Source organism: Pseudoalteromonas sp. MMG005 (assembly GCF_018101015.1).
Taxonomy (GTDB): Bacteria; Pseudomonadota; Gammaproteobacteria; order Enterobacterales; family Alteromonadaceae; genus Pseudoalteromonas; species Pseudoalteromonas aurantia.
In genome coordinates this window covers 99,059-125,188 of the sequence record NZ_JAGJEK010000007.1, presented here as the reverse complement: position 1 = coordinate 125,188, position 26,130 = coordinate 99,059, and the positions used below count along the sequence as shown (strand labels likewise).

Here is a 26,130-nt window from a genome sequence, read left to right as displayed (position 1 = left end):
TATAAAAAGTGTAAGTGCTTACAAAATATCTAGTTCGGACCACATACATTTAATGCTGTTGGGCAGTCACACGCTGTATAAGCGGTTAAAACAATTGGAATCGTGGGGCCACACTGGTTTTGATTAGACTGTTGGTCACAGCAAGCTGTATTACCGGTATTTTGTCCTGTACCACCTGCAATCAGCGGGGTATTACCAATTGATAAACGGTTAGTATTTGTTGATAAGCATTTGAGCGGTTTCTTGTTAAATTTTAATTTCATTTACTATCTCCTTTTAGTTACACCAACAAAATTAACTCAGAATTAATATTTACTCAACCTACACGCCACCTTTCACTTACTTTTACCTCTATTAAAGCACGTGTTTCTTGCTGCAAAGTATCAGAGCACATGTAAAAGGAAAAGAGCAGCATTTGCAACCTCTTTATATTCAGTTCGACAAGGATACAGTGATGGGCGCAAAAGAAATGTCCTTACTATTGGCGAATTATAAGTTACATTGGCTGTCAAGTGAGGCACAAAAAAGATAGAGCAAAAAGTGTCTTACGGGTTATTTTTATACCTTATCAAAAAATGCTAGGAACATTAAAATTTGCAGTAAAAAATATATTTGGCCAACTATTTCGCTTAACAACCACCTAAGAAAAACGAATTTAGTTAAGGAGAGTAAGTTGTTCTCTAATGAATGCAAAATAGCCCATTACTGCGTTAGTAGCCACCAACTAAATTAAGGCTCCTGGGCGTTAGTTCGCACTTTTTATCTCACATACTTTTTGCGCAATGTGCGACAAATAGCGTTGCAGAATTGCCAAAAATATAATCGGTAACACTGCCGCATAAGTGCGATTACCCGAAAAAATAATGGCTAGTGGGATCATTGAAATAGACGCTAACAGTAAATAAATAGAAAATTTACGCGCACTCCCTTTAACAGCAATAAACCCCGAAGAAGACGCAAAAGTTGTTAAGCTGCCAACAATAACCATGAGTATAATAATAGCTGACTCGCGTAATAAGCCGTAAAGTTGTAAATACCACCATTGCTCGAAGCAAACGGCTAAACCACCCAACATCAAGTAAATATTGCCGGCTAAAACCAAACGGTTTAGTGGGCTATTCTGAGGCAATAAAATGAGAAGTTGAAGCAAGCCTAATAAGGCACCTAGCTGGAACGCGTCAAGCCAACGGTCGTCAGAGGGTGGACCATACCAGAATGCAAAAGTGGCAAAAATAGATAGCGGGAAAAATTGAATCAAAGTCAATATCCACTTACCCATAAGCCTGACGCTCCTTTGTGCTAGTTAGACGAATGAAATGAAAGCCCCCTCCTGAACATGTGTAGCAAATTAGATATATGAGAGCAAAACTAGGGACGTCCACTATAAGGAACATTAAAACACTTGTTAATAATTTAGCAAAGATACTTTTAGCCTTGTTGTTATGATGCTGTCATGAGTAAGTTTGGTAAACTTGGTTAATTATCCCTTTATAACGGATACACGCGACAAACCACCGAAATGTAATAATAATGTAACTGTTATAGTTTACTTTCCTCCGATGAAGCTCTATTTTATTACTGAAAAATCTTTTTATGATTTTAAAAATCAACAATATATAAGTCACCCCTGCAAGAAGTAGAGCTACAAACCTAACAATTAAAAAAGGAACTATACATGATCCCCCTTAAACAGTGCAGAGCACTCGGTTTAATCATCGTAGGTATTTTGTCAGGCTTATTATCCGGTCAAGCGTTGGCAGAAAGCTATATGTATTTAACCAATAACACCATGGCTCCCCTCACACTCAATACCCAGCAAACGGGGCACAACAATATTCGCCATGGTGACCAGTGGCAACAATTGGCAACGGAAGTTCCCCCTTTAGCCACGGTTAAATTCTTACGCTTTAACAGAGACCAAGGTATTAAGTGGGGGAAAGAGTATGTTTTTACAACAAGGGTTAATGGTACTGAACAACCGGTTTACCTAAAGCAGAAGCTGCTCGGTACCATGACATTCAGTAACATGTGGCTCAGTGCTCAAAATGACCCATGGTACGATGATCGCGATATTCACTATGTCTCGATTGACGGTCAACAACAAACTTTGGCGTTTAAATCATCTTCAGCCAGAACCTCGGGAGATGACATTCACTACGTCATTCATAACCAATTCGCCAAGTCTGAAAAATCTGAGTATTCAAACGAATTAAATGTACTGACTTACAACACATGGGCATTATTACCCCCACTGGCCTCAAAAAATACAGGCGACCGGCTCGATACCATAGCTCAGTATATGGATAATTACGATGTAGTTGTATTTCAAGAAGTTTTTGATCCTATCTTGACGGCTAAGTTCAGAGCAAATGTGGCAAAAACCTATCCGTACATGACCGAAATCCCATGGAAAGTAGGTAAGATTTTGACAGGTGGTTCATTCATCGCCAGCCGCTGGCCCATTGAAACCCAAGATGCCGTTGTTTATAACGCTTGCCGAGCTGATGGCTGCTTGGCTGGTAAGGGAATGAACTATGCAAAAATAAGAAAAGGCAGCAATGCTTTCCATATTTTTGGCACCCATACTCACGCTTATACCAGTGAGCAAGATGTAACGGTTCGTTTTGAACAACTGGCACAATTAAAGCGCTTCATTGACAGCAAACACATTCCGTATGAAGAGCCTGTGATAATGGCGGGTGACTTTAACGTAGATAAAATCAACTATCCACAAGAGCACTTGGCTTTCCTTGCATTATTAGATGCAACAGAGCCAGAAGCCACTGGCGCTTATCCTTACTCTTACGCTGGCCCAGTTAATATATATGCAGACGATAAATTCAATGAATATTTGGATTACGTGCTGTATAGCAATGGCCACCTGACACCTTACGCATCAGAAAATAAAATGCTGACACCGCGCAGTATCAATAGTCAACACTGGAAAAGCTGGGATTTGTCTGATCATTACCCAGTAGAAGGGCGTTTTGCATTTCCCTTACCTCCTGAGTATATGCCTTATTGAAGCCTCAAATAACCTTAAAAACGGGGCTTCCTAACTGAAGCCCTTAACTTTCATTAATAAAGTGTTCTTGGTGTTTTCAAGATCAAGAACACGCACCTCTTTTAAGTGGCTGGCCACGCATTTTCACTCTATAAACAAGGGTAAATTGACCATACGTAGATTTACCATCGCGCTTTTGTCGTCACTCACTGTTTGCCAACACCACACTATTTTTATAATCAAACGACAAATAAAAGGCTCTAACACACCCCAAATAATACGTTATAACAATACAATTAACGTTTTAGAGTAATGTGGATGAGTAATATGAAAGCAGGTAAATCAGTATCTGAATTAGCGCTAGAGCTAAAAAATCCTCAACGCACCTGAGGAAGGTTATATGAATGCGGAGCAATTGGCGTTTTTAAACAAAGGCTTATAGACTTACATAACGAAACGAGGGCACATGTTCGTGATGCAAAAACACAAATACTGAATAAACCTGACGTAACCGATTCAAGTGATAAAGCCACCTGGGAAGAGCAATGTAGTTTGTTAATCCGCATTGTTGAACGCGAGCAAAGGCTATTACCAAAAATTTAACAATCACTTGAACGCATTCGTCTAGACACATACGGCTTTTGTGAAGAATCAGGCGAACCAATTAGGGTTCCTCAGCGAGGCCGACTCCAGAGTATTCTGTCGATGTTAAAGCAGTTCTCGAAATGAAGGAGCATATGCGACAAGAATAAGCAGCAATAAAAAGGCTAAATACAACCACGACCATTCGTCGCAGTTCATTTAGTCTAGTTTTCAGTCACTATTTTTGGCATCAATGGTTTGTCACCATCGGCTCTCCCTCCTACGGTATCTTATACATATCTCATTTCACGTGTAGTCTTGGTAAACGGAAAACTTTGTAAGCTTGTTTTCCTTGCTAAATAAATAAGTGAGGACGATACCATTTGGCCGATGATATAAATAGACATATCGGCCATCTGAGTTGTGGTCTATGTAATCAGGGGTACCTAAACACACTTTAACAAATAAATTGGATTGACCTTGCTCAAATCCATCTACAGATTTAGGGCACTCTTTCCTTACGGTGTTTTCATACATTTTTGTTATTTCAAAGTTTGCTGAACCTAAACCAACTTCTTTGAATGTAATAAGGTATTGGGTCACTTCATTGGCTTTTTTGACAACCCACATTTCACGCCAAAATTGAGAACCTGAGCTTCCAACGGGTTGTTGAATAACAAACTTGAATAGCTCTGAGTTATTGATGGTATTACCAATCACTTTTTCTAAACCAGCTTTAACATCTAAAATTAGCGTTGTATTTGCAAGTGAGCCCTCTTTCGAAACTCCAGATTTTATTTTAGAAACAGGGGTAAATCCTTCAGTAGATTTACACCCTGTAAAAAGTAAAAAACTCAGTGCGAACGCTATCGTATATCGCAAAACATCCCTTATATAACTACGCAAACTTAATAAAAGTACGCCTTACAATAGGCTCTAAATTTCCTACGACAAGACAAGTGTAAAGCATAGACAGTCTCAATACATTACCCTATCACGGGCATATGAAAGCACTGATATACCACCTAGTATTCTGGCTAGTGAGTTGCTGTTTGAATATTGCCGGATAGCCTTTTTTTGATAGCACTGTTTCCGCAAGCTTTTCTAAAGCATTAGCCTGTGTCGTTTCATTTTCACTTCGCCTAATTGCGTAGCCTGATACTTTATACCCAGTGCGTGAATTGACTGAAGGGTACAATTCTCGAACTCTAATTCGACCTTTCGCTCCTTCTCGCTCAAGTTCTTGTTTTATAAAATTAGCTTGTTCTTTCGCATGAGTTCCAGATGACGTACACCAAAAAATATCATAATCCCAATCCTCCCAATCAAAAGAGGGCTTAACATTTCTATTGGTTCTTAAGTTACTGTTTTCATCACGTTGAAACTCTTTTTCTTGTACAATTATGTTTGCAGCTTCTTGTTTAATTGTTGGGGTGCCACCTTCTTCTAAAACGCCCAACAGACGGCGCCTTAACTCGCCATCGACCATAACTAGCACAAACTGTTTTGCGACTTCTTGCTTGCGTTCATTTTTTTCTTCTAGAGATTGTTGCACGAGGTCATAAATTTTAAAATTAAACTCACGCTCGGCATCTATTTTTTCACGTTCATCACGCGCTTCCTTAATCGCAATATCTACAGCGGCAATCCGCTGCTTCAGCTCGTGGTCTACCTGTGAAATTGAAGAATTCAAAAAAGCAACCATCGTCGCTGTTGCAACCGTAACAAGCGGTATAAAAACACTTTTTAGAAATGCACCAAAAGACGCCCAATTCACTTTATACTCTCCTTAAAAGTTCATAATTTGGTATTCAATCGGCACCTAGCTTGCAACGCATAATTATATGCTAAACAAAGGCGATACTTGCCCTGTGTGCCTAGAATTATATTGTTTATGCTACGGGAATTTTTCTTTTATGGCGTACGCTGTATCAAACGCTAATGTGCTATTTGAACTTTTGTAAGCTATCCCTGCATACTCAGTCTATATTAGGGGTCTATTTTAAAACACACAAGCTACTTTCTGATAACAAAATCAGAAAGTTATGAGCAGGTATATTAAGGTCCATAAAAAATCATTGCTAACGTGCCCAACAGACGCAGCATTGCATCAACACCTCTTGAAAAAGATAAAATAGCTTATTAAATAGTATTTGCTGCACCTTTAAATCACACCAGCAAGCCAAGCCATCAAATTTAATAAAAACATTTCATTTTGTTCAGCGCCTTTAGCTGCTAAACCAAATGTTCTTCCTGATTCAGTATCTAACTGAGACGAAAACATCATTCCCTCAGCAAATACAGCTACTCGACCTTTCCCAATCTCTAATACAGCACCTTGACTCCACCCGTCCATAGACACTCTAGGCGTATCCGCGTTTACTTGAAAAGGTATGTCAGGGACAATAGAAAAAGCGCCTTCACCAAAAGTTAAAAGTGATGTCGCCTCAGGTGGCGCTTTAAAAGCTGAACCACCAAATGTTCTCACCCGCTCTATGCGATTACGTTGAATCTTACTTTTTACCGTTTCAGTGACACCGGTCGGCAAATAACGAAGCGGTTCACTCTGAGTAACTTTAGCGGTAATTATATGATCACCGAGCGTTTTGTCATGAGCGTAAAACATCGCATTATTCACATGTCCATGACTGAATTTAAAACCAAATTGACCGGCTAGATTTTCAATTATTTTAGGAAACGGAGTATGATCTGCAATTAAAAAAAGTGAGCCTCCTTGTTGTACCCATATTTTAACAATGGACACTTCTTCGTCAGTCAGTGCATCAGAAAATGGCGGGGCCCAGTCTTTTCTATTTTTATCTAGCGCATTCGCAATCACGAGTATATCAGCGCGATGCAGACTCTTTGCAGAAAAACGCTCCTGATTAGGTCGAACAGTATATCCATCACTCTCAAGAACTTGCGCAAAAGGCCTGAACCGCCCATTTGTTGTTAAAAAATTATTGTGAGCTTCGTCTATAAATACAATAGGGCTGTTTTTACTTGAAAAGGTTTGTTGGGTATTTTGAGGAACAAAGTTTGAGTCGGCTTGTTGAGCTCTATCAGAGCAACCGAGTAATGCACTCAGAATAACGCCAATAACCCCCCCCTTTAATGAGGTCATTTTCTATTTCCTTATTAAATACACCTATTTCAGATTTAATTAAGATTACACCTCTACAGAAAGCGAATATACCCAAAAAGGGTTTATATTGTAACAAGGAATATTAACAAGGCAGCGTTGAAAATAGAACACTTTTTAAATTGAAGCGGTAGTACGCGTAACTGTGTTACCAAGCACTCACCATATAAAGGATTTGATCTTTATACCATTTAGGCAGCATAAATTGAAGATTAGTTAGGGCTGACTGTGACAGTAATTGTATCGGAATAAGTACCCGAATCGTTTAGACCGTTTGACTGAGGGGTAATTTTAAGTGATATCGCTTGTGTTTCACCTGTGTCGCCTGTACCAGCTCCAGTTGCTTTAGTGTGCTTGTATGTACCCGATTCTAAGTCGATACCAGCGGTATCACCGATGTTGAGTGTATAAGCAATTTTACTCCCCTGAGTATTACTAGCAACTAGAAAACCACCATTTGCTGACGTATATTCCGTTGTGGCGTTTTCGCCTGTATTACACCAAACATCAAGCGTACCGATTTCTTGTGTTTGCTGTGAAGCGTCTAACTTCAAGCTTGTCACACTATTGTTGTTACCGCTGCTTGTTTTACACAAGGGTTCAATCGTACCTTCAAAAGCAAACTTAGCCTCAATACCAGATGTATCTAATACTACCGCAGCTGTGCCCATTGAAGTGATTGCAGTTGCAACTAGCAGTGATTTTAGTAATGTACTCATCGCTTTTACCCTTAAACCATCAATGGCATCTTATACCTGTTTCATTCCACTTACTAAAGGTCTTATAACAACTTCTGAAGTGGAGAACAAGTACCAATCGCTGTCGATAACGTAATACAGGGCACATATTAATATCGTCATACCTGACTCCCACCCTATCTCACCTTATTTCATTATTGACATTTAAACAACAGCCTCTCACTTAGTGTAGCATAGCGCATTCAATTATCTTGTATCAATTCAGCAAAACGATAAAGGTCCAGCGAGTCTCACACCGATAAATTAGGTTACGTAGCATCGTTAATAATAGCCTAACATTGTAACCGGTTAAATGGTAATGGGTTTAATGAAGATTGCCTCTTCACAAATATAATGGCATCCAAAAATAGGTGTGTGATGATAATAAGAGATAGTCTAAAGCGAACGCTGAAAATAGAAGGTTTTTAGGTGAGAGCAGTCGTACAAATACGTGTATTAAAAAGAGCCAACTACAAACAATAGTTAGCTCTTTTGATAGTTCAGGCAGTCTAGATTAAGCCATAAACTGTGCTGCCTAAATTTGAAACTAGTTAGGGCTTACTGTAACAGTGATTGTATCTGAGTAAGTACCTGCATCATTTAGACCATTTGACTGAGGTGTAATTTTAAGTGATGTCGCTTGTGTATCACCTGTGCTGCCAGTACCTGCTGCTGTTGCTTTAGAGTGTTTGTATGCACCTGTTTGTAAATCAATACCTACTGTGTCACCAATGTTAAGAGTGTAAGCAATTTTGCTGCCCTGAGTATTATTGGCGACTAAGAAACCACCGTTTGCAGAGGTATATTCCGTTGTTGCATTTTCACCAGTGTTACACCAAACATCAAGGGTACCAATTTCTTGTGTTTGTTGTGAAGAATCTAATTTTAAACTTGTCACACTATTGTTGTTACCGCTGCTTGTTTTACACAGTGGCTCAATAGTGCCTTCGAAAGTAAATTTTGCTTCAGTACCAGAGGTATCTAATACTGCCGCCGCAGCGCCCATTGAAGTGATTGCAGTTGCAGCTAATAACGATTTTAGTAATGTATTCATGGCTTTTTCCCTTTTAACTAAACACTGGATTAGTTTTTATTTGGTTTTTGATGATGAGGTGTTGTCACCTTTTGATTATTTAAAGCAATAGGCATACCAAGAATTAAGATAGAATTAATTATTTTTTATTTATGCCAACAATAATTAATTAAATAAATGAATAACAACAACTTAGAAGTGTTCTGAAAAAGATAAAATAATCATCCTATTTCTGAGACCATTAGCCGCAGCCTAATTTTTTTGGGGTCAAAGCCCATATCACGTATTTTTGACGCAGAGAAATTAACTTTTGAGGGCCGCTCTTTTTAGATGTCGATATTTTGACGGATATAGAAAACAGAGTACGGTTGCTCAGTATGTCAGGTGCTATGTTTGTTCACGTGCACGGCGAAATACAGAAGAAAGTAAATACGAATTGGCCTGTACAATACAGCTTTGACATCAAGCAATTTAACCCACAGCTGCGGCATGCTGAGCAACACGACCACGACTCAGCACTATCTACCTAACTGCAAGTTTGGATAAGAGTTTTGGAATAGAAAATGTTTTGAAAACAAACTTACGTACAATCCAATGATGATATTTTGTTCAATATCAAGGCACTTTTATGCAGTCATAGCGGGCTATTACAAATGAAAGCAACGCCGAGAGTGAAAAAAATAGCTTTATTGGGCAAATTCGCTTATCCAGAGCTGAGGTTACCTAGGATATACCGTCAGCGATAGGTTATCTTGATAGGTTCCCGCTGGCATCAGCTCAACGTTGCCAAGCTTAAACTCAAACCCGTACCATTTGTTTTTTACACCAGGATAGAAATTATAGCTGCGATAGAGCCGCTCAGACGATGAGACTTGTGAGTTATCAAACTTAATTGAATAGTCTATCAGCGCTTGTTTATTGGTTTCGTGACGTAATCCATTATATTCAGAATCAACGACTATATCGTACGAGCTGTTGCTCAATATTTTAATGCCCCAATTAAAGCGCATATTACTTTTCAATTCACCCAAATCAATATGGTAATTGCCATTGTTACCCGACACCTTGCCTTTGCTCGAATTTGACAGCGAAATAGCAACCTGTGGTTCAGAGTAATAGCTTAAGTCTAAGTATTGTTGATCAATGATTTCATTGTTTTTGACAACAGATACAACGACATGACCCGTATAGGCACCAGCAGGGAATAAACTATAATGTCTTAGTCTCACCCACATTTGTGTTGCACGATCTTTTAGGTTGGATCGCCAAATGCCATTTCTTACCTTAATTTTTTTAAACTGCGAATTGTACAACTTTGCATACTTGTCTTGAGTTGGGCCTGAAAACACCATTGAGTAGTAATAAACATCCTCAACCCATATTTCATCCGCACAGTTCAATAAACTGTCTGAGACTTGTATTTTTATTGGAATGTATACCGTGACTCGATTGTTGTACTCTTCAATAATGTCTGACGGGTTTGAGGTAGCAAACATATTGCCATCGCAATCATTTCCTCTTGCGAATGCGCTCTGTGCAGACAACAAAAAGTTCAGAGTTAGCATAGTAAAGATTATAAACTTCATTTGTTATCACCTCCTTTCAGTTGGCTTTTCGCAAGTTCAAGCGACCCAAGCCTTATAAAACGTTGCTCTACGTCAGTAATACTAAAGTGCCCGATCATACCCCCTATTTCAACAATATACTTGCCTACACCAATGCCTTCGACAACAAAGCGCCCTGTGCGGTTGGTAAATATTGCGATGCCTGTTAGGGCTTTATCTTTACTATTTAGGGGCTGTTTTTTAAACACCGTCCCTCGTTTCATTGCAATAGGTATGCCTTTGTCATCCAATAAGTTTCCTATTGCTGTATAAGAAAGTTCTGAGCCAATTTGAATATGGTGTCCTGTTGTGGCCCCGCCGACCAAAACATACACGCCAGGGCCCCAATCATAACCCAGTGGAGCGCTTGGCACATCAATGTTCAACTGTGCGCTAGTATAACCAGTACCAAGCTCCACAAGCGCACCCATATGGTCACTTGGTTTAGTTTGAGCTCGCCCATGGCGGTCCACGTTTACTAAAACATCTGCGTCATTTAGCGTGTTATGTTTGCTAATAACAGCAAAGGGCGCCGTTGTTGTGGCTCCCATGCCAAAATGGCCATCAGCAACCCCTAAACTGGTTGATATATTGATACTGGAACGGCTGTCACCCTGCTGTTGCTCGCGAGTAAAGTTGGTTGCACTCACATCTGCTCTTATAAATGCGCCGGTATAGCTTGCATCCACTTGCTCTTGTCTAAAGTCACTTCCATGTTCTGTCCGTACTTCATAGCCGTAGTCGTTGACGAAGTTATTGTTTGTTTTTGCATAACTTGCGCTGGCGACTTTATCTTTGCTGCTATATTGTGCTCGCGCTCTATTACTCGTGTCTCGATTATAATGATTCCAGGTAAAGTTTAAGAAAAACTGGTTTTCAGACACAATCCGTGTGTCGGTGCTATCAGTATGCGAAAAACCAGTGCGAACACGCATATCTTCATAACGCAAGTTAAGCTCAAGAGCTGCATTGTCGGTAACAATATGATCATCACCTCGGTCACGAGACACACTTAGGTTAAAATCCACGTGCTCATTTATAAAGTAACTATAATCTGCAAATGCCCTTTTGCTACTAGAGATAGTACTGAATTCTTGCCACGGTGTATTGGTAAAATCTTGCCTAGCTTCGTACCCGAGTCGCAGATTGGGTGAGCCAAAATTACCATGGCCAAAAATACTATGTTCTGTTTCAATAGAATAGATATTGCCAGACTGAGCATGATTCACTTTGCTCTGTGAATAACGAAAAGAAAGATTGCCTACAAAGTTGTTTACGGTCGCGATAGTGCCCACCACATGGCCTGTTGAATGCGCTGCGCCGTTCATCCCCAGTGTGAGCCTGTCGGTTACACCATACTCATAATTGCCAGAAACAAACAGGTCGTCGTCATACTTGTAACGGTCCTGCTCTATAGAAGAAAGGCGGCCTATGGTAAACGCGTAATCACTCAACCCTTTTGCAAGCAGCCTTGCATTGTAATGAGTGGTAAAATAGAACTCTTGCGTGTCACCGTTGGCGTAAGTTGCAACGACTTGAATATTATTGACGCCTGACGTAAGTGGAAGATCACTCAGGTCATAGCGTCCTGCTTTTAGTCTGATCCTAGAAATCAAAAAATCATTAATATAAATTTCTAGGTTGGCGGCACGAGGCAACACAAACTGTTGACTATTACTCGGCGTTATCTTGCGTTGAGGTTGTAATCTAGAATAGGCTTTTTCAATGCTAAGCCCACCAAGCTGAGCACCGGAGAGGTGTCCTGTACTGTTGAATTGCGTATCCCCAAGCGTAAAACGCAGCGGCGCTTCAGGTATGTCATAAAATAAAGCAGTATCACCGCGATATAGATCACTCGCTTGGCTGTTACTATTGTCCCAAAACAATGAACCTCGCATATTAACTCCGTCGCTGCCGCCAACATTGGCATTCATCAGCCATTCAAGCTGCGACCTGTAATCATGGTTATTATTACTGCGCTCATGGTTTAAGTTAAAATTGTTTAACATCGCCCAACTAGTTTCACCAGTTGGTCTATCGAAGTGCTTTTGTTTACCATACGTTAAACTGCCCGTGGCCATCGCAGTTTCTGCTAACGCCATCTCTATGGTGAGGTCTTGAGCCTGCATTTTTAGAGTAATGCCTTGTTCTGCATATTCCTCTACCGTAATGGGCACATTTCCTTTTTTGGTTAGCCAGTCATTGACCTTATCACTAAGTACAGTTTGCAAACTGTTTTTAAAGTCAGAGGCAACAATAGCGGTAATTTGAACCCCATTAGTTGCGGCAGAAACTTGCCCCACTTCGGCAGCATTTAGCCGCACGGGAAAGTCCATATTGAAAGTTGCCGCAAAAGGTGAGCAAGCCCAAAATAGTAGTAGTGAAAAAATGACACACTTACACTGAGCAGGCTGAGTAAAAAAGCCCAGTTTAATCATCACTTATCTTACTTTTTACTAAATAGGTTGATAAGTGCGGCGCTTTTCGTAGGCTTTTCCCCTAACAGAGGCTTGAGATCTAGCTCTACTTTGTGCCCTGGCATAATAAAGCGCCCAGGTGTGATAGATTGAAATTGTGCCCATTTCACAATGGTTTTACCCTGATGAAAATGGTAGTCAAAGTGCGAAAGGTTTAGCACGCGTTGGCCCTCATTACTAATCGTCAATGTGCAGTCGTCTAGTTGCACACAGTTCAGTGTACTTTTTTGTTGCGCATTGACGCCATCGGGACTAACAAAAACTAAGGTTGCAAAGTTGAATACCATTTTAACACCGGACTCTTCATCTTCGTTAGGTAAAGGTAGTTGTTTAAAAACGATGCGGTAGGAGTTGGTTTCTTTTAACTCAGGGGAGCCTAAATATTTAGCGCGAAATACTTGATAACTCTTTGCAGGTACTTCTACTTGTGGAGGGAGTACAATAAAGTCATCTTCTGCAGGTACCAACACTTCTTTTTGGTTTTCATCGAATGTACGCTTGAACACCTCAATTTCAATCGGCAGAGCAGTGTCTCTGGGGTTTTGCAGTCGATACGTGACGAGTGACTTTTTACCCTGTGATGCAAGATCAACGATCATAGGCTGAACTTGATAGGCCATAGCCGGGGTCGACAACCATAAAAGCAATAACAACAGTTTACGCATCAGACTTCCAATTTAAAAACGAGCTAGAATTTTTGCTATACGATACCCTGCCTATTCGTTAATACAAGCGTAAATTGTAATTTAGTAATCTTACTTCGTCTTTTAAATTTGCCAGAGGGTCTTAATATACGCAACTTTAGAAGGAGTATAATTTAACACTGCAATTTAAATCAGTACTAACAACCTCATCATTAATTCATCTCCCCACCTCTTTCGCAAAGCGACATCTAACCAACCGCTTTAGAGCTTTTAACATGCCTTGTATTTTGCGTGTCCCAAGCATGATTCTTATCACCATACCTAATAAAAACAACGTGGCTATAAAGACTGTACATCAATATCAGTGCTACGGGTGTATGTATAGGATCGAAGTAGCTCATGATGGTTTCCAAAATAGCCAAACCTAAAAGTACCAATTCGATTCTAATTTGAGCTTTTCGTGATGCAGTGCCCAAAGCTGACATTCTAAAGAACCAATGCTGCGCTTTCCAATGTTCAGATTTTTTATCTATCACTGTAACTTCCGCTGTTAATGTTACTACGTCAACTTCAAATACAGAGGCAAGAGATTTAAGTGTTTCAATACTGGCACTTTGGCCGCTTTCAACACGTTGAATAGTTCTCGTACTAAGTCCACTAAATGTTGCAACTTGTTCTTGTGACCAGTTTTTATCTGCTCTTAATTTCTTTAATATCATTTATATTCCTCGCTACTTTGAGCGATAATAATGTCAAATTTTTTAAAGTGTCGGTGACGAAAAATACACGACATACTGCCGACAGTAAGCTAATTTAGCACCACAAACTATTCCCCTTGGTATTCACCTCCGGTTTCGAGAGGTAGCTTAAAAATAAGCCAGCACCATAACGAGTGTGTCGAATCAAAGGGGTTGTGAATCAAAAAGATCATAGTCGTTGATTGATAAAACAGGCATAAAATGATTATCTTTTTATGCCACTTTCGCAGTTCTAGAATAGCGTTCCTAGCTACCCAGCAGGGTTATTATTTCTTGTTATATAGAGATTTCAACAGTATCAATAACATCAGCGAACCCACCGACTCTCACATCGATTACTTGTGACTCTTCTATTTGCACAGAAGCGGTAATGATTGAAGTACAATTCATTGCCCTACCTTGCTCAAAAACGTAGTCGCACCCTATGTCTAAATGTTCGGCGAGATAACAGGCTAACGCACCGTTAGAAGTTCCTGTTGCCGACTCTTCAGAAATACCAAACAGTGGTGCAAAATTACGACAGCTTGCGGTTAATGTATTTTGCTGTTCGTAAAGTTCAAAAACATGGAAGCCAACCACTTTATGTTTTCTACAAAATTCGGCAATATTATGATCGTTTGGCTTTATTTTATCTAAAAAACCTAACGGAACAGGAATAATGACATCGGGTAGTCCTGTTGAAATAACTTCTATAGGCAATGCCGTTCTTTCCAGAATATTAACTTCTATACCAAGCACATCTGATATTTCTTGATATGAAAAATCACGCAACTTTTGTGGTAATTTTTGCTCCATAACTATCTTGCCATTTGGATCAATACACACAGCAAGCATTCCAGCTTTGGTGCGTTGAACATAGTTTCCAACAGGGATAATAGCTTTTTGATACATTGTTGAAAACGCAGCGAGCGTAGCATGACCACAAAAGTCGACCTCACTGGTAGTCGTAAAAAAAGAGACTTCAAAATCCGCTTCGTTATCCTCTGAAACAAAAGCGGTTTCCGAAAACCCGACAGCCTGCGCGATTTTCAATTTTTGCGTATTTGATAATTTATCGGCGTTAAAAACAACCCCCGCAGAGTTACCACCTGTTCCATTGTCGGTAAATGAATTGACTAACGTGACTTCGATACGCTCCAAAGCTTCCCTCTCCTTATAACGAGTCTGTAGAATTACTCATTTTAAAATTGGTTTGAATTAATGTGCCACCATAGCGGAATTCCTATTTAAATTCAATCATTTAGTGGCTTTGTAGCTTGTTAATCGTTAACCTGTTTAAGCATTGTATTTGGCGTTATTAAACTAATCGCAAAACTATTTTAAGGTAAAAAGCGTAACCACCTTAATGCATTATGAAAAAATGTATGCCTTTGCTTTTTTCATATAGCTCAAAATCAATTATTAATTAAATTGTCTTTGCTTTTTAGAACATAAAAAAGGTACATTTAATTTTTAACATTTGGTATTTATTCTTTAACTAAACCACATTAGAAGCAAAGACTAATCATAGCAAAGCTAATAAATATATAGGAAAGGACTTAATATGAAAAAGGCATTAAAATATTCACTGGCATTATTCATGGGGGCGGCATCCCTTTCGGTTCAGGCAGATAATAAATCCGACGACCTTGATGATAAAATAGATGCCATATTTGCTAATATACCTGAGGATGGTCCAGGTTGCTCTGTTGGTGTTATAAAGCATGGTGAACTAGTGCATCAAGATGGTTACGGGCTCGCCAATTTAGAGCTTAATAATTCATTAGATGGCTCTCATGTGCATAGAATTGCATCAGTTTCTAAACAGTTTACCGCTATGGCCGTTTTGCTATTGGCTGATGAAGGTAAAATATCGTTATCTGCAGATATACGTCAATATTTACCAAAGCTGAGAAATTATGGGTCAGAGGTTACAATTAATGCCATGCTAGGCCATGTTGCAGGGATGGGTGATTATGATTTTGTTGATAATTTAGAAGATCCAGACGCAATGAAGTTGCGATCATCTGCTGGCAATAAATTTAGATTAGGTAACGAAGATTATTTGACGATTAGTGAGTTCTACGACTACGTGAAAACAGTACCTTTGCGTCATGAGCCGGAAAAAAAATGGCAGTATAGTAACTATGCCTATTTCTTATTGTCGATGCTGGTAGAAAAAGTCTCGGGCGAGTCACTACGAGATTATGCAGAACGGCGTATTTTCAAACCACTTAATATGACCCATACATTCTTTAGCGATCAGCCAACCGAAATTGTTAAAAGGCGAGCAAGTGGATATCGTCCATCTGAACAAGGTGGCTATATCAACAGCATGACCAATTTATTTTGGGTAGGTGATGGTGGATTACATACAAATGTAGAAGATATGGCTAAATGGGATCGTTATTTCTATAACCCAACCTTAGGAAATAACCCCACAGCGTTACTTAGACAGTTTTTAACCCCGAATAGTGAAATAAGACATGAACGATTTGAATACGCTAATGGGCAAATGGTGGTCGACAGTGAGTTTGGTAAAATATATACCCATAGTGGTGGCTGGTTAGGCACAGTCACTAATTATGAGCGTATTCCAGACAAAGCGTATTCTAGTATCGTGTTTTGTAATAGCGAACATCTAGATGCCAGAGATTATGCAAGTATGATCAGAAAAGTTGTCCTCAATAATTAGCTTGTAGTGAGCTGATATTTTTATTGAGTGATCAACTCTGAGCCACAATGCACGCAACATGCTTAATAGGTGATATCTTTATTATCACCTATTGGATTCAAAAATTTGGGTTCACATGTGTTATAAAGTGGGCTTACATAAGCCATACGCATAATCATCTCTGTAATGATTATTAATTAAGGTATTTTGTTTTAAACAGCGCTCACGGGAAAAGTCTTCTTTCTCTAATAAATTAAATGAGCCTGAGTTATGTACAGAACAAAAAGCAACGAGTTTATTTAGCATTAATGCATCAAATGCGTATTGCTTAATAAGTTTAAGCGCTTTACTACCAACACCTTTCCCCTGAGCACTCGCTTTAATCATAAAGCCTACTTCAGCAATTTTAGCGTTATGATTGACAATTCTAAGCGATATATACCCCAACTTTTCACCACTTTTGATTTCATTGATACTAAAAGAGCGCCATTTATCACTTTCAAGTTTCCAAGGTGGTAATCTTTCTCCAAAAGAAAATTTAGCCTCATCATAAGTCAAAGGATCATAAACATGCTCCATCATCTGTGGACAAGTAATAATTTCTAGAAAGAGTTCAAAATCAGACTCTTTAAATGGTAAAAGTTCGATACTGTCATCTGAAAGTTGCATAACACCTCCTTAGGCTTTGTTGCATCCGTCATAATAAGCAAATAATGCTTGGTAAAATAAGTGGCAAAGATCAGCTGTATTTTATCCTTGTTTCACAGCGTGCTATAAGTACTTACAGCTTCAGCGAACTTAAATCACAATATACCTAAATGATTCCAAGATCATCAAATACCTCAAAACCATTATCTATTGCTTTTACATACTCAAATAAAAAAGCACGACTTATAATTCTTAAATACTTTAGCGTAATTATTCATGTCAACGGTTTTGCCTGTTGCAATACAATACTTCATACCAAAAAGGCGTCACTGACTTTTAAATCAGTGACGCTCGATTATAACAAAACCCTTTTAACGATTAGCTGTCGCTTTTTATTTCGGGAGGAAGTTACGGGACAGGCACATAATTACAGTAACTGCAACAACAGGACAGGACAGGCACAACGACAGTAAGTTACGGGACAGGCACATAATTAAATAAGTTACGGGACAGGCACATAATTGCATCAACAACAGGACAGGCAAATAATTGTACATTCACCATTACAAGCCACGTGCAATCTAGAAGCACACTAGTAACTTCATTCATAACACAGAAAGCAAAACAGCTAACTGATGTGCTTGCTAGGTTCGTATTGATGTTTTTTGATATTCTATAGATAAAATTCTGGTTACCCAGCCCCTTTGTACCATTTAACGTCATTCTTTGCCGCCTGTCGGCATAATGCGTGTTTACTCCCTGCAAAGTTTGCATATTGTCGTCTAAAGCTTTGTACCTGCTCTAACCATACCGTTTCTTCTATATTGAGAGTCACTAATACCCTTGGTATTGAGCCGCTTATATAGCCTGTCTTTTTTGGGTGTACATGGCGACCACTCCAATCTACCAATTCAAAATAATCTAGTAGGCTAAATGGGATGCACCCTGCTATGTGCTCTCCACCAAATGGTTTTAATTCCGCAGGTTGACTTATATCAGCTGGGTCATCTTTTTGAGGGATGTTTTGAGAAGGATTTAATTGTGCTTTTTTATTGTCTTTTTTATGAGCTTTAAAGTGCAGTAACCGTTCTTGAATTGACGTAAAATCGCTCTCTTCAAGCGTATTTGCTATATTCGCTCTGATTGGATTTAAATCTACATACGCCATGCAGCTCAATAGTGCTCTTTCATCTAACAGAGCTTGGGACTTATAGCGGCCCTCCCAATATTTACCCGTACAGTTATCTTCTTTATTCGCTTCTTTGGCTATGAATTCGTTCAAATTCTTCATATACCAGCTAATGTCATACAACCTCAAACGCCATTTTGACACTATTTCATTGAAGAAAGTCATCGCTGCATCATCGAGTACTTCTCCACTGATATATCTGTCTACCAATGAATCACCATTGTAAAGTTGATACCAACGCTTAATAACGTCATCATCTGACCAATCGAGCGCAGTTTGCTTATTTACTTTCACAACAAGGTGATAATGGTTGCTCATAATCGCATAAGCCGCTATTTCTATTGCGAATACGCTACTGAGTAACTTCATTCTCTCAACCAACCACTCCCTTCTGTGGTCAAAGTTCTTTCCTGAATACTTATCTTCCCCACACAAAAAAGCACGGCGTACACACCGTGCTATTAAATGGTAATAAGGCGTTGCAGACAAATCAATTAAAGCACTCCTTGCTCTTGTCATCTTAATCACTCAAACGCACTGGATGTATAAACAGTAGTTAAACCACCCAATTATGCAAGAAATTTGTGCCTGTCCTTTTTCACTTTCCCATAATGGTTGCTCATAATCGCATAAGCCGCTATTTCTATTGCGAATACGCTACTGAGTAACTTCATTCTCTCAACCAACCACTCCCTTCTGTGGTCAAAGTTCTTTCCTGAATACTTATCTTCCCCACACAAAAAAGCACGGCGTACACACCGTGCTATTAAATGGTAATAAGGCGTTGCAGACAAATCAATTAAAGCATTCCTTGCTCTTGTCATTTTAACCACTCAAACAAACTGGATATATAAACAGTAGTTAAACCACCCAATTATGCAAGAAATTTGTGTCTGTCCTTTTTCACTTTTTTACTGCGTTTTAGTCGGCGTTTTTCTTGCTCCGTTTCGTATGTTTCGCTGGCTTTAAACAGCGGATTTCGTTTTCTAAACTGATTATCCGCAATATAGGTATCGAATCCACTTTGCGCCATAAATTCGAGATTTTCTTCGCTGTTAAACCCGCTGTCTGCGGTGAATTTTATCGTGTGCTCGCCTTTGAGTTTATTAGTGGTCAATTTATCGAGTTGCTGTTTTAATTGTGCTACGGCTGGCTGTAAAGTTTGTTGTTCGCCCACTGAGCCCCACGCTTGAGCTTGCAGGATGACTTGGTGTTTATCGTCATTTATCGCGATGCCGTTGTAGCCTTGAATTGTCCCTTTTGAGGTCGTCATCTTCGCACTATCGGGGTCGGTAATATTACTTTTAACTGGCTTGCCTTTACTGCCTGTTTTTTCTTTGTGAGTGGCTAAAAAATCAGTGATTTTATCTGCACTTTTATCCAGCTTTTCTTTTTGTTTTAAATCCTGAGTTATCAACTCTTCGCCCAGTCCATCTTGTGATTGGTGACGTTCAATAATACGTTTGCTTGCGCGTTCTAGTTTTGCTTTTTTGCGCCTAAGCTCATCGAATGTGCCGCTCCACTCTTTACTCGCATTGGACTTTAATTTACACCCATCAATGGCAAACATGTTGCGGCCAATTAAGTCTTCTTCATCACATATCATCAGCACTTGGGTAAACAAGGGTTCAATTTGCTCATGCATTTTTGCCACAAACGCCGCGATTGAAGTGTAATGCGGCTGCACATCGCCCGATACACTCATGAACAAAATATTGTTTTCACAGGCCTTGGCGATACGGCGACTACTGATCAACCCATGTGCATAACCGAGTAAAATTATCTTTAACATCACAGTGGGCGAATACGCCGCAGCACCCGTTTTATCATTGTTATACCATACATCAAACCCCGATAAGTCGAGCTTATTTTCAACAATATAACAAAGTGCGTACTCAAATGTACCTGGCAAGATTTGCTCTGCGAAATTGATAGGAATGAATTTATTTTGACAAGATAAGTCAGGCTTATAGTGAGCCATAACAGTTTACCGTGGGTGAATAATATCTATTAGATCACAGTAAAACAGTCGATTCAAGGCTAAAAAGAAAACAAGTCTATCAGTGTAAGATCAGTTCCTGAAACAAGTAATTCTACAGCCTCAACGCCGCCTTAAGCGGTGAGTAATTGTTGGCTATAATGTGAAGCGAAGCGGAACCGAGCCAACTGTTACGAATCCGACTTTAAGGCCTTGTTATGCTTATGATAAAATCATATGCAATAGAGCTTACCGATAGTTTCCGTTTGATGAGACTACCTTGACATCGGTTAAATGATTACACTCAAGTAACAATTTCACATCATTAGGCGCAAGAGCTGAATTGGGACCAATGATAACCTCTCTTAACGCATTTCTATTTTCATCACAAAATTTCAAACCCATATAAGGTACTAGCCCGTATTGGGAAACTCTAAATTGTACTTCCCTGTCTTCTATTTTGTTACCAGTCTGTTTCGAATGAATAACAGAATCATCATTCAAATAAGTAACAAGTCGAACCTCTTCTTCTTCGCGATAAAATTCACTTTTGTAAAAAATTGATAGCTTGGATAATTCTGTAGCTAGATTTAGATCGTAAGTATTAAAGCCTTTCATCACAAAGCTATTTTCATTAACTTCATGATTGGTGATTAGTTTGCGAGCTTTTTCAATTAAAAAGCTCTTACTATAGTTAATCTCATCAGACTGAATATATTTATTAATATCCAATAGAACTTCTATATCAAAGCCTAACGATATACCTGAGCCATTACTAGCGTATGCTCTCCATTGACTTAACATATCTCCTTGCTTTGTGAAAGACGTACTCAAAACCCTATTGGAGTGTTTTGTATGTCTGTATTCTAGCCAAGGAATATGCTCTGGATAAATTTCCCCAAACTCAGAAAGTACTATGTCAAACCCCAAATTATATTCAGAAGGGTCATTCATTTTTTCTAGATCTGACATCCAAAGTTGCTTTGAGCTTATTATCGGAACAATTGAATCAACAGCACAATAGTGATAAATCATATAATTAAAATTTACTCTCGTTTTGATAATTTGCCTGAGTAAGCATAACAGCTTTTTAGAAGGACGCTGGCCTTGTTTTCTATCGCTAAAATCAGGTCAGTGTCCCGTTTAATTCTGTCAAAATAATATAAAATGAGAACAAATACAAACGCTTATTTTGCAGGCTCATATTAGTACGGAATAGCCCCGATAAAATAGGCACTTTAACACCTTGCAAAAAGCCGTTATCCAACTACTGTTTATTTAAACATGCATTTAGGATTAATTACATGGCTAATTCACCTTTCCTCAATGCGCTTGAGCGCTATATGATCACCCGTAGATACGCAAAAAGAACCATTAAAAGTTATGTCTATTGGGTCTATAAATATATTTTATTTCATAATAAACAGCCCCTAAAGATATGGAAGAGCGTCATGTAGAACATTATTTAGCACATCTGGCTAATGAGATGAATGTGGCGCCCAGCACACAATCTTTGGCCTTAAATGCATTGGTCTTCTTATACCGAGAGTTTTTAAAACAACCGTTCAAACATACACTGAACTTTAATCACAGCCAGCAACCCACCAAACTCCCAGTGGTGTTAACACAATCAGAGGTTAAAACCCTACTTACGCATCTTTCCCCTAATGTATTATTACCTTGTCAGCTTATGTATGGCAGTGGTTTACGCGTTATGGAAGTCACACGCCTGCGAATACAAGATATTGATTTTGATTTTGATTTTGATTTTGATTACTCAAGTATTAAAATTTGGCAGGGAAAAGGTAATAAAAATAGAGTTGTTACACTCGTTCCAGAGCTGAAGCCTGCACTTTTAGCACAAATAGAACAGGCAAAAGCCGTTGCTATGAATGATTTAAATGCAAATAATTATGCCGGTGTTTGGCTGCCTTTTTCCCTTAGTAAGAAATACCCAAATGCAGCCTATGACCCACAATGGCATTATTTATTTTACTCACAAAAGCACAGCCATGACCCATATAATAACAATGCTAAGCGCCGCCACCATATTGATGAATCTGGTTTACGTAAAGCCATAAAAACAGCGGCCAAAAAAGCCCATATCATCAAAAGTGTTAGCTGCCATACCTTAAGGCATTCATTTGCAACACACTTATTACAAAGCGGAGCTGATATTAGAACAGTTCAAGAACAATTGGGCCATAGCGATGTAAAAACCACACAAATTTACACTCATGTTTTAGAGCGCGGTGCTAATTGTGTCATTAGTCCATTATCAACACTTTTTTAATTCGGGTTACCCCATCACCATGATTAATTATAATGACTTGCAACCAAGCTATATTATTCGCTGCATATAAAGCCCTTCATATACAACACATTCCAAAAAAGACCTACTATTAACAACATAAGTATTTAATCCTGTATAGAAAACACGCTAAAAGGTTCAAAGCATAAACAAAAATAAAGCGCACCCACACCAATTTTTAGTGCGCTTTACTTGCCATTGCGTTATACCAGCACTTCAAGTGCGGCAATGGTGTTGTCTAATAGTCGCTCTATAATTTGCTCATTCAAAATGTGTTTGGATGCCGCAATTGCAATGTGTAATCCATCCGTTTCGCTTTCAGATATGGTAATTTTCACTAAATGATACAAGGCTTCATTTGGTGATAAGCGGTGCTCATCAAGCAGTTTATGGGTACTTAACCCTAACGTTTTGCATTCAAATAAGGTGTTTAAATCAAACAAAGCGTTGTTCTCATACACAACATGCACATAGGGTCGAGCACTTTTCATTTTTTGGGCCAATGCTGCGTGCTGAGCAAAACACAGTAACTGCAAAAAGCTATGTCCACCGCTAGGGATCTCGACAATATCTTGCTTTGCTTGCGACAGTTGTAATAATGAGTTGGCATGCCGCGTGAGTAATATCGGCACGCTATTGGCAAACCACCCCACAGACTGGCTCACATCTACACAATTATCAAGTGCGGTTCTGCCGTGCATATCTTGCGATAACAGCAATTCACTTTCACCAGTTAACCAATAAAATGCTTCCATGAGTGCCGCATACACGCCATGAATAATGTTCACACCTTGAGCGGCCAATTTTGACTGAATTTGCGTCATTTGTGCAGCTGAGAAAACAGTTTTCCGTGCTGTGTATTGTGACACTCGGGTATTTTGTGCGGCTCTGCCGTTAAGCTGTGCAAAAAATATTGAGGCATGATCTAAGGCATTTAACCAATACTGAGCTTGATCATTAAAGCCGCCTTGTATTGCAATATCATGTAACTGCTTCTGCCACTGAAACAAACCCACATCGGTCTTTCGGCAAAATTGCGCCGGTGCGTGTAACAGTAACATCGTGTCACTGGATAATTGCGACAAACTGATATCGTCAACCAACATATGGTTCATCGCAAAACAAATATACTGACCAAATGCGCTGTCGAATACATGTACTATCAGCAAATTATCACTGATGTTCATTTGCTCCACTCTGGCACTAAAGTGGTCTTTTACCGCACGCTTAAACTCATCGTCGCTTTCACAATCCAAATGATTGTAGTGTACCTGAGTAAACGCGTTTAAATGCTGAGATGGCTCTGGATCAGTATTAAAGCCCAATCGCAAACTGGGGTATTTACGCAATAAAATAGTCATTACTTGTGAGATTTTGTCCACCTCAAACGGCGCTGCGCAATATAAGCTAAATGTCACTAACCACTTTGCCAACGCAGGGCTTTCAATCATCGACAACTTATTAGGCAAGGTATAGTTTAATAGCGATTGATCAAATGTGTGATTGTGGGTCGATGTATCTCCTCCTTTTAATTCTTCTAGCGGTGTATCTGACAGAAGTTGCCACACTTTTACTGGTAAATCACTGCCCTTACAGCGCGCTTGTACAGCTAACGCGCGCAATGAATCTCCGCCATTGTCACGAAAACTGCGTGACACATTTAATTTGCATACAGAAATATTTAGCACCTCAGCAATGGCGCTGAATACACTACTTGGCGTCTGCGATTTTTCAACAATGCGTTGTTGCAACGCACTTTGGTATTTCACATGAAGCGCCTTTTTATCAATTTTACCTATCGGGGTAAGGGGTAAGGCATTCAATACAATCACTTTATTAGGCTGCATATAAGCGGGAAGCTGTGCATTAATGTGCGCGTGTAATTGTGTTCTGTCTAGTTGACCCATGCAAGTAACATAGGCTATCAATGTATTCTCCACACATATCACCGCGCTGAGTGTCACTTGCGGATACTTCTCAAGGACTGCTTCTATGCCATCGAGTTCGATGCGCTGCCCCATAATTTGTACTTGATTATCAAAGCGACCTAGAAACGTCAATCGACCTTGTTCATCTCGTGTTACCAAATCACCGGTTTGATAAAAACGTTGGGATACGCCATTTACGTCTAAATAAACAAACTTTTCAGCCGTTTTTTGATCGTCATGCAAGTATCCAATGGCAACACCAATCCCTCCAATGTAGAGCTCGCCTTGTGTAGATTCATTGCCATGTTTATCTAAAATAAGTAATTGGCTATCGCCCACTGCACGCCCGATAGGAATTCGATTGATATGCCTATCTGCTGCTGTTACTTGATGTATTACCGAGGTGATGGTCGCTTCAGACGGTCCGTACTCATTCACCAGCCTACATCGTGAGAATAACCCTAACCGATGCCACTTACTTACAATACTCTGATTAAGCTCTTCTCCACCCAGTACCAGCGTTTTCAGTGACAAATATTGCCACCACATCGTAGCGCGTTCATCACTTAGCAACGACAAACAAAAGCTCGGAGCTAAGTCAGTAAACGTAATATGGTGCAATTGGCAAAACTGTACAAAGTCTTCAGGGTCAACCAATGAACGTGCACTAAAATGTAAACTCGCACCACCCAGTAACGTCATGGCTGATTGCTGAATAAAGGTATCCGTGCAACACGAGACCATACACAATGAACGGTCTGAGTGGGTAAGATTATAAAAGCGATGTGCATGCGCCAGTTTATGTGCCAAGCTTGCGCGTGATATTGCGATGCCTTTTGGTTGCCCTGTGGTACCCGATGTATACACCACATACGCAACTAAACTGGCTTCACTTTGATGTTTATACTCACTATGGTGTTGACCCCATGCGATATTATGGCCAATTAAACATGACAAACTATCTGTACTGGTATCTGGTTCCGTCAGGCTCATCAGCAAACTAGGCACTTTAAAAATCGTTTCGGTGCAGTCGGTTAGTACGTAACTTGCTCGGCTATGCTTAACCATGTAATTCACTCGTAAAGCAGGAAAGTTCGAGTCTAAACACACAAACGGGGTACGTCTGATCATACAAGCAAGCATACTCGCTATAATCACTCGTTGGTCTTTACTGTATATGCCAATCGGTTTTGAGTGACACGCTACATGGTCATCCATCATTCTTAAACACTGCGCAACATGGTGTCTTAGTTGCGCAAAGTTACATTGCCATTGCGGGCTTACAATTGCCAGAGCATTTGGGTTTTGCGTCATAATATCCAACACCAGTTGGTCTAATGTTGGCGTTAAGCTATCCGACTCATTCGGGCTTTGAGGCAGTACGGGTTGATTAGGCATAAAGGGGTTACTCAAAACGATACATTACACAATCTAAGAGCGGA

Annotated in this window: 22 protein-coding genes and 1 pseudogene; 5 read left to right on the top strand and 18 right to left on the bottom strand. The window is 39.5% G+C overall.

Annotated elements, in window-relative coordinates; genetic code table 11:
- Positions 1–29: 29 nt before the first annotated feature.
- Together J8M01_RS07370 and J8M01_RS07365 are read right to left on the bottom strand one after the other, a co-directional pair.
- Positions 30–263, bottom strand: a complete 234-nt coding sequence (locus J8M01_RS07370; protein WP_211057549.1) for a hypothetical protein — start codon at positions 261–263, stop codon at positions 30–32.
- Positions 264–745: 482 nt separating this feature from the next.
- Positions 746–1,279: a hypothetical protein gene (locus J8M01_RS07365; RefSeq protein ID WP_211057548.1), complete on the bottom strand. Its 534-nt coding sequence runs from the start codon at positions 1,277–1,279 to the stop codon at positions 746–748.
- A 396-nt stretch (positions 1,280–1,675) separates the two neighbouring features.
- Between J8M01_RS07365 and J8M01_RS07360 the strand changes: the two genes are divergently transcribed.
- Together J8M01_RS07360 and J8M01_RS24330 are read left to right on the top strand one after the other, a co-directional pair.
- Positions 1,676–3,025 (top strand): sphingomyelin phosphodiesterase, encoded by a 1,350-nt coding sequence (locus J8M01_RS07360; RefSeq protein WP_211057547.1) that lies wholly within the window; start codon positions 1,676–1,678, stop codon positions 3,023–3,025.
- A gap of 393 nt (positions 3,026–3,418) precedes the next feature.
- Positions 3,419–3,607: a hypothetical protein gene (locus J8M01_RS24330; RefSeq protein WP_348772728.1), complete on the top strand. Its 189-nt coding sequence runs from the start codon at positions 3,419–3,421 to the stop codon at positions 3,605–3,607.
- 285 nt (positions 3,608–3,892) lie between these two features.
- Here the strand turns inward: J8M01_RS24330 and J8M01_RS07355 are convergent, their stop codons facing one another.
- From J8M01_RS07355 to J8M01_RS07335, 5 genes are all read right to left on the bottom strand, one after another.
- Complete coding sequence (locus J8M01_RS07355) at positions 3,893–4,468, bottom strand: hypothetical protein (protein WP_211057546.1); 576 nt, start codon at positions 4,466–4,468, stop codon at positions 3,893–3,895.
- Between the two features lie 112 nt (positions 4,469–4,580).
- Positions 4,581–5,363 (bottom strand): hypothetical protein, encoded by a 783-nt coding sequence (locus J8M01_RS07350; RefSeq protein WP_211057545.1) that lies wholly within the window; start codon positions 5,361–5,363, stop codon positions 4,581–4,583.
- 387 nt (positions 5,364–5,750) lie between these two features.
- Complete coding sequence (locus tag J8M01_RS07345; RefSeq protein WP_211057544.1) at positions 5,751–6,710, bottom strand: DUF4350 domain-containing protein; 960 nt, start codon at positions 6,708–6,710, stop codon at positions 5,751–5,753.
- A 230-nt stretch (positions 6,711–6,940) separates the two neighbouring features.
- A complete protein-coding gene (locus J8M01_RS07340; protein WP_211057543.1) occupies positions 6,941–7,447 on the bottom strand; it encodes a hypothetical protein in 507 nt (168 codons plus the stop codon).
- A gap of 565 nt (positions 7,448–8,012) precedes the next feature.
- Positions 8,013–8,519, bottom strand: a complete 507-nt coding sequence (locus J8M01_RS07335; protein ID WP_192509497.1) for a hypothetical protein — start codon at positions 8,517–8,519, stop codon at positions 8,013–8,015.
- Positions 8,520–8,839: 320 nt separating this feature from the next.
- On the opposite strand from J8M01_RS07335, the gene J8M01_RS07330 reads away from it, so the two are divergent.
- A complete protein-coding gene (locus J8M01_RS07330) occupies positions 8,840–9,028 on the top strand; it encodes a hypothetical protein (protein ID WP_211057542.1) in 189 nt (62 codons plus the stop codon).
- A 189-nt stretch (positions 9,029–9,217) separates the two neighbouring features.
- Here J8M01_RS07330 and J8M01_RS07325 read toward each other — a convergent pair whose 3' ends face one another.
- The 5 genes from J8M01_RS07325 to J8M01_RS07305 form a co-directional block, all read right to left on the bottom strand.
- Positions 9,218–10,084, bottom strand: a complete 867-nt coding sequence (locus J8M01_RS07325; protein WP_211057541.1) for a hypothetical protein — start codon at positions 10,082–10,084, stop codon at positions 9,218–9,220.
- On the bottom strand, positions 10,081–12,540 hold the full coding sequence (locus J8M01_RS07320) for a fimbria/pilus outer membrane usher protein (protein WP_247671054.1): 2,460 nt from the start codon (positions 12,538–12,540) through the stop codon (positions 10,081–10,083). Before J8M01_RS07320 ends, J8M01_RS07325 begins: the two co-directional genes overlap by 4 nt.
- An 8-nt stretch (positions 12,541–12,548) precedes the next feature.
- The gene (locus J8M01_RS07315) at positions 12,549–13,244 is read right to left on the bottom strand and encodes a fimbria/pilus periplasmic chaperone (protein ID WP_211057540.1); all 696 of its coding nucleotides are present in this window, start codon (positions 13,242–13,244) and stop codon (positions 12,549–12,551) included.
- 227 nt (positions 13,245–13,471) lie between these two features.
- Positions 13,472–13,942, bottom strand: coding sequence for a helix-turn-helix transcriptional regulator (locus tag J8M01_RS07310; protein ID WP_247671044.1), 471 nt, complete (start codon positions 13,940–13,942; stop codon positions 13,472–13,474).
- 315 nt (positions 13,943–14,257) lie between these two features.
- Positions 14,258–15,121 (bottom strand): PhzF family phenazine biosynthesis protein, encoded by an 864-nt coding sequence (locus J8M01_RS07305; protein WP_211057539.1) that lies wholly within the window; start codon positions 15,119–15,121, stop codon positions 14,258–14,260.
- 403 nt (positions 15,122–15,524) lie between these two features.
- Between J8M01_RS07305 and J8M01_RS07300 the strand changes: the two genes are divergently transcribed.
- Positions 15,525–16,655 (top strand): serine hydrolase domain-containing protein, encoded by a 1,131-nt coding sequence (locus J8M01_RS07300; protein WP_211057538.1) that lies wholly within the window; start codon positions 15,525–15,527, stop codon positions 16,653–16,655.
- 120 nt (positions 16,656–16,775) lie between these two features.
- Here the strand turns inward: J8M01_RS07300 and J8M01_RS07295 are convergent, their stop codons facing one another.
- The 5 genes and pseudogenes from J8M01_RS07295 to J8M01_RS07275 form a co-directional block, all read right to left on the bottom strand.
- Positions 16,776–17,303 (bottom strand): GNAT family protein, encoded by a 528-nt coding sequence (locus J8M01_RS07295; RefSeq protein WP_211057537.1) that lies wholly within the window; start codon positions 17,301–17,303, stop codon positions 16,776–16,778.
- 670 nt (positions 17,304–17,973) lie between these two features.
- Positions 17,974–18,990, bottom strand: coding sequence for a transposase (locus J8M01_RS07290; RefSeq protein WP_211057536.1), 1,017 nt, complete (start codon positions 18,988–18,990; stop codon positions 17,974–17,976).
- A gap of 89 nt (positions 18,991–19,079) precedes the next feature.
- Positions 19,080–19,295: pseudogene (locus J8M01_RS07285) on the bottom strand (hypothetical protein); the annotation flags it as partial.
- Positions 19,296–19,345: 50 nt separating this feature from the next.
- Entirely contained in the window at positions 19,346–20,452 is a 1,107-nt protein-coding gene (locus J8M01_RS07280; protein WP_247671043.1) for a transposase, read from the bottom strand.
- A 246-nt stretch (positions 20,453–20,698) separates the two neighbouring features.
- Complete coding sequence (locus J8M01_RS07275) at positions 20,699–21,421, bottom strand: DUF2971 domain-containing protein (protein WP_211057535.1); 723 nt, start codon at positions 21,419–21,421, stop codon at positions 20,699–20,701.
- A 466-nt stretch (positions 21,422–21,887) separates the two neighbouring features.
- Between J8M01_RS07275 and J8M01_RS07270 the strand changes: the two genes are divergently transcribed.
- On the top strand, positions 21,888–22,742 hold the full coding sequence (locus J8M01_RS07270; protein WP_348772726.1) for an integron integrase: 855 nt from the start codon (positions 21,888–21,890) through the stop codon (positions 22,740–22,742).
- A 221-nt stretch (positions 22,743–22,963) separates the two neighbouring features.
- Here the strand turns inward: J8M01_RS07270 and J8M01_RS07265 are convergent, their stop codons facing one another.
- Positions 22,964–26,086, bottom strand: a complete 3,123-nt coding sequence (locus J8M01_RS07265; RefSeq protein ID WP_211057534.1) for an amino acid adenylation domain-containing protein — start codon at positions 26,084–26,086, stop codon at positions 22,964–22,966.
- Between the last annotated feature and the right edge of the window lie 44 nt (positions 26,087–26,130).

Excerpts from the sequence above, each read along its gene's own strand:
- J8M01_RS07370 (WP_211057549.1), bottom strand. The coding sequence starts at position 263 with ATGAAATTAAAATTTAACAAGAAACCGCTCAAATGCTTATCAACAAAT.
- J8M01_RS07365 (WP_211057548.1), bottom strand. The coding sequence starts at position 1,279 with ATGGGTAAGTGGATATTGACTTTGATTCAATTTTTCCCGCTATCTATT.
- J8M01_RS07360 (WP_211057547.1), top strand. The coding sequence starts at position 1,676 with ATGATCCCCCTTAAACAGTGCAGAGCACTCGGTTTAATCATCGTAGGT.
- J8M01_RS07345 (WP_211057544.1), bottom strand. The coding sequence starts at position 6,710 with ATGACCTCATTAAAGGGGGGGGTTATTGGCGTTATTCTGAGTGCATTA.
- J8M01_RS07340 (WP_211057543.1), bottom strand. The coding sequence starts at position 7,447 with ATGAGTACATTACTAAAATCACTGCTAGTTGCAACTGCAATCACTTCA.
- J8M01_RS07335 (WP_192509497.1), bottom strand. The coding sequence starts at position 8,519 with ATGAATACATTACTAAAATCGTTATTAGCTGCAACTGCAATCACTTCA.
- J8M01_RS07325 (WP_211057541.1), bottom strand. The coding sequence starts at position 10,084 with ATGAAGTTTATAATCTTTACTATGCTAACTCTGAACTTTTTGTTGTCT.
- J8M01_RS07320 (WP_247671054.1), bottom strand. The coding sequence starts at position 12,540 with ATGATTAAACTGGGCTTTTTTACTCAGCCTGCTCAGTGTAAGTGTGTC.
- J8M01_RS07315 (WP_211057540.1), bottom strand. The coding sequence starts at position 13,244 with ATGCGTAAACTGTTGTTATTGCTTTTATGGTTGTCGACCCCGGCTATG.
- J8M01_RS07310 (WP_247671044.1), bottom strand. The coding sequence starts at position 13,942 with ATGATATTAAAGAAATTAAGAGCAGATAAAAACTGGTCACAAGAACAA.
- J8M01_RS07300 (WP_211057538.1), top strand. The coding sequence starts at position 15,525 with ATGAAAAAGGCATTAAAATATTCACTGGCATTATTCATGGGGGCGGCA.
- J8M01_RS07295 (WP_211057537.1), bottom strand. The coding sequence starts at position 17,303 with ATGCAACTTTCAGATGACAGTATCGAACTTTTACCATTTAAAGAGTCT.
- J8M01_RS07290 (WP_211057536.1), bottom strand. The coding sequence starts at position 18,990 with ATGACAAGAGCAAGGAGTGCTTTAATTGATTTGTCTGCAACGCCTTAT.
- J8M01_RS07280 (WP_247671043.1), bottom strand. The coding sequence starts at position 20,452 with ATGGCTCACTATAAGCCTGACTTATCTTGTCAAAATAAATTCATTCCT.
- J8M01_RS07275 (WP_211057535.1), bottom strand. The coding sequence starts at position 21,421 with ATGTCAGATCTAGAAAAAATGAATGACCCTTCTGAATATAATTTGGGG.
- J8M01_RS07270 (WP_348772726.1), top strand. The coding sequence starts at position 21,888 with ATGGAAGAGCGTCATGTAGAACATTATTTAGCACATCTGGCTAATGAG.
- J8M01_RS07265 (WP_211057534.1), bottom strand. The coding sequence starts at position 26,086 with ATGCCTAATCAACCCGTACTGCCTCAAAGCCCGAATGAGTCGGATAGC.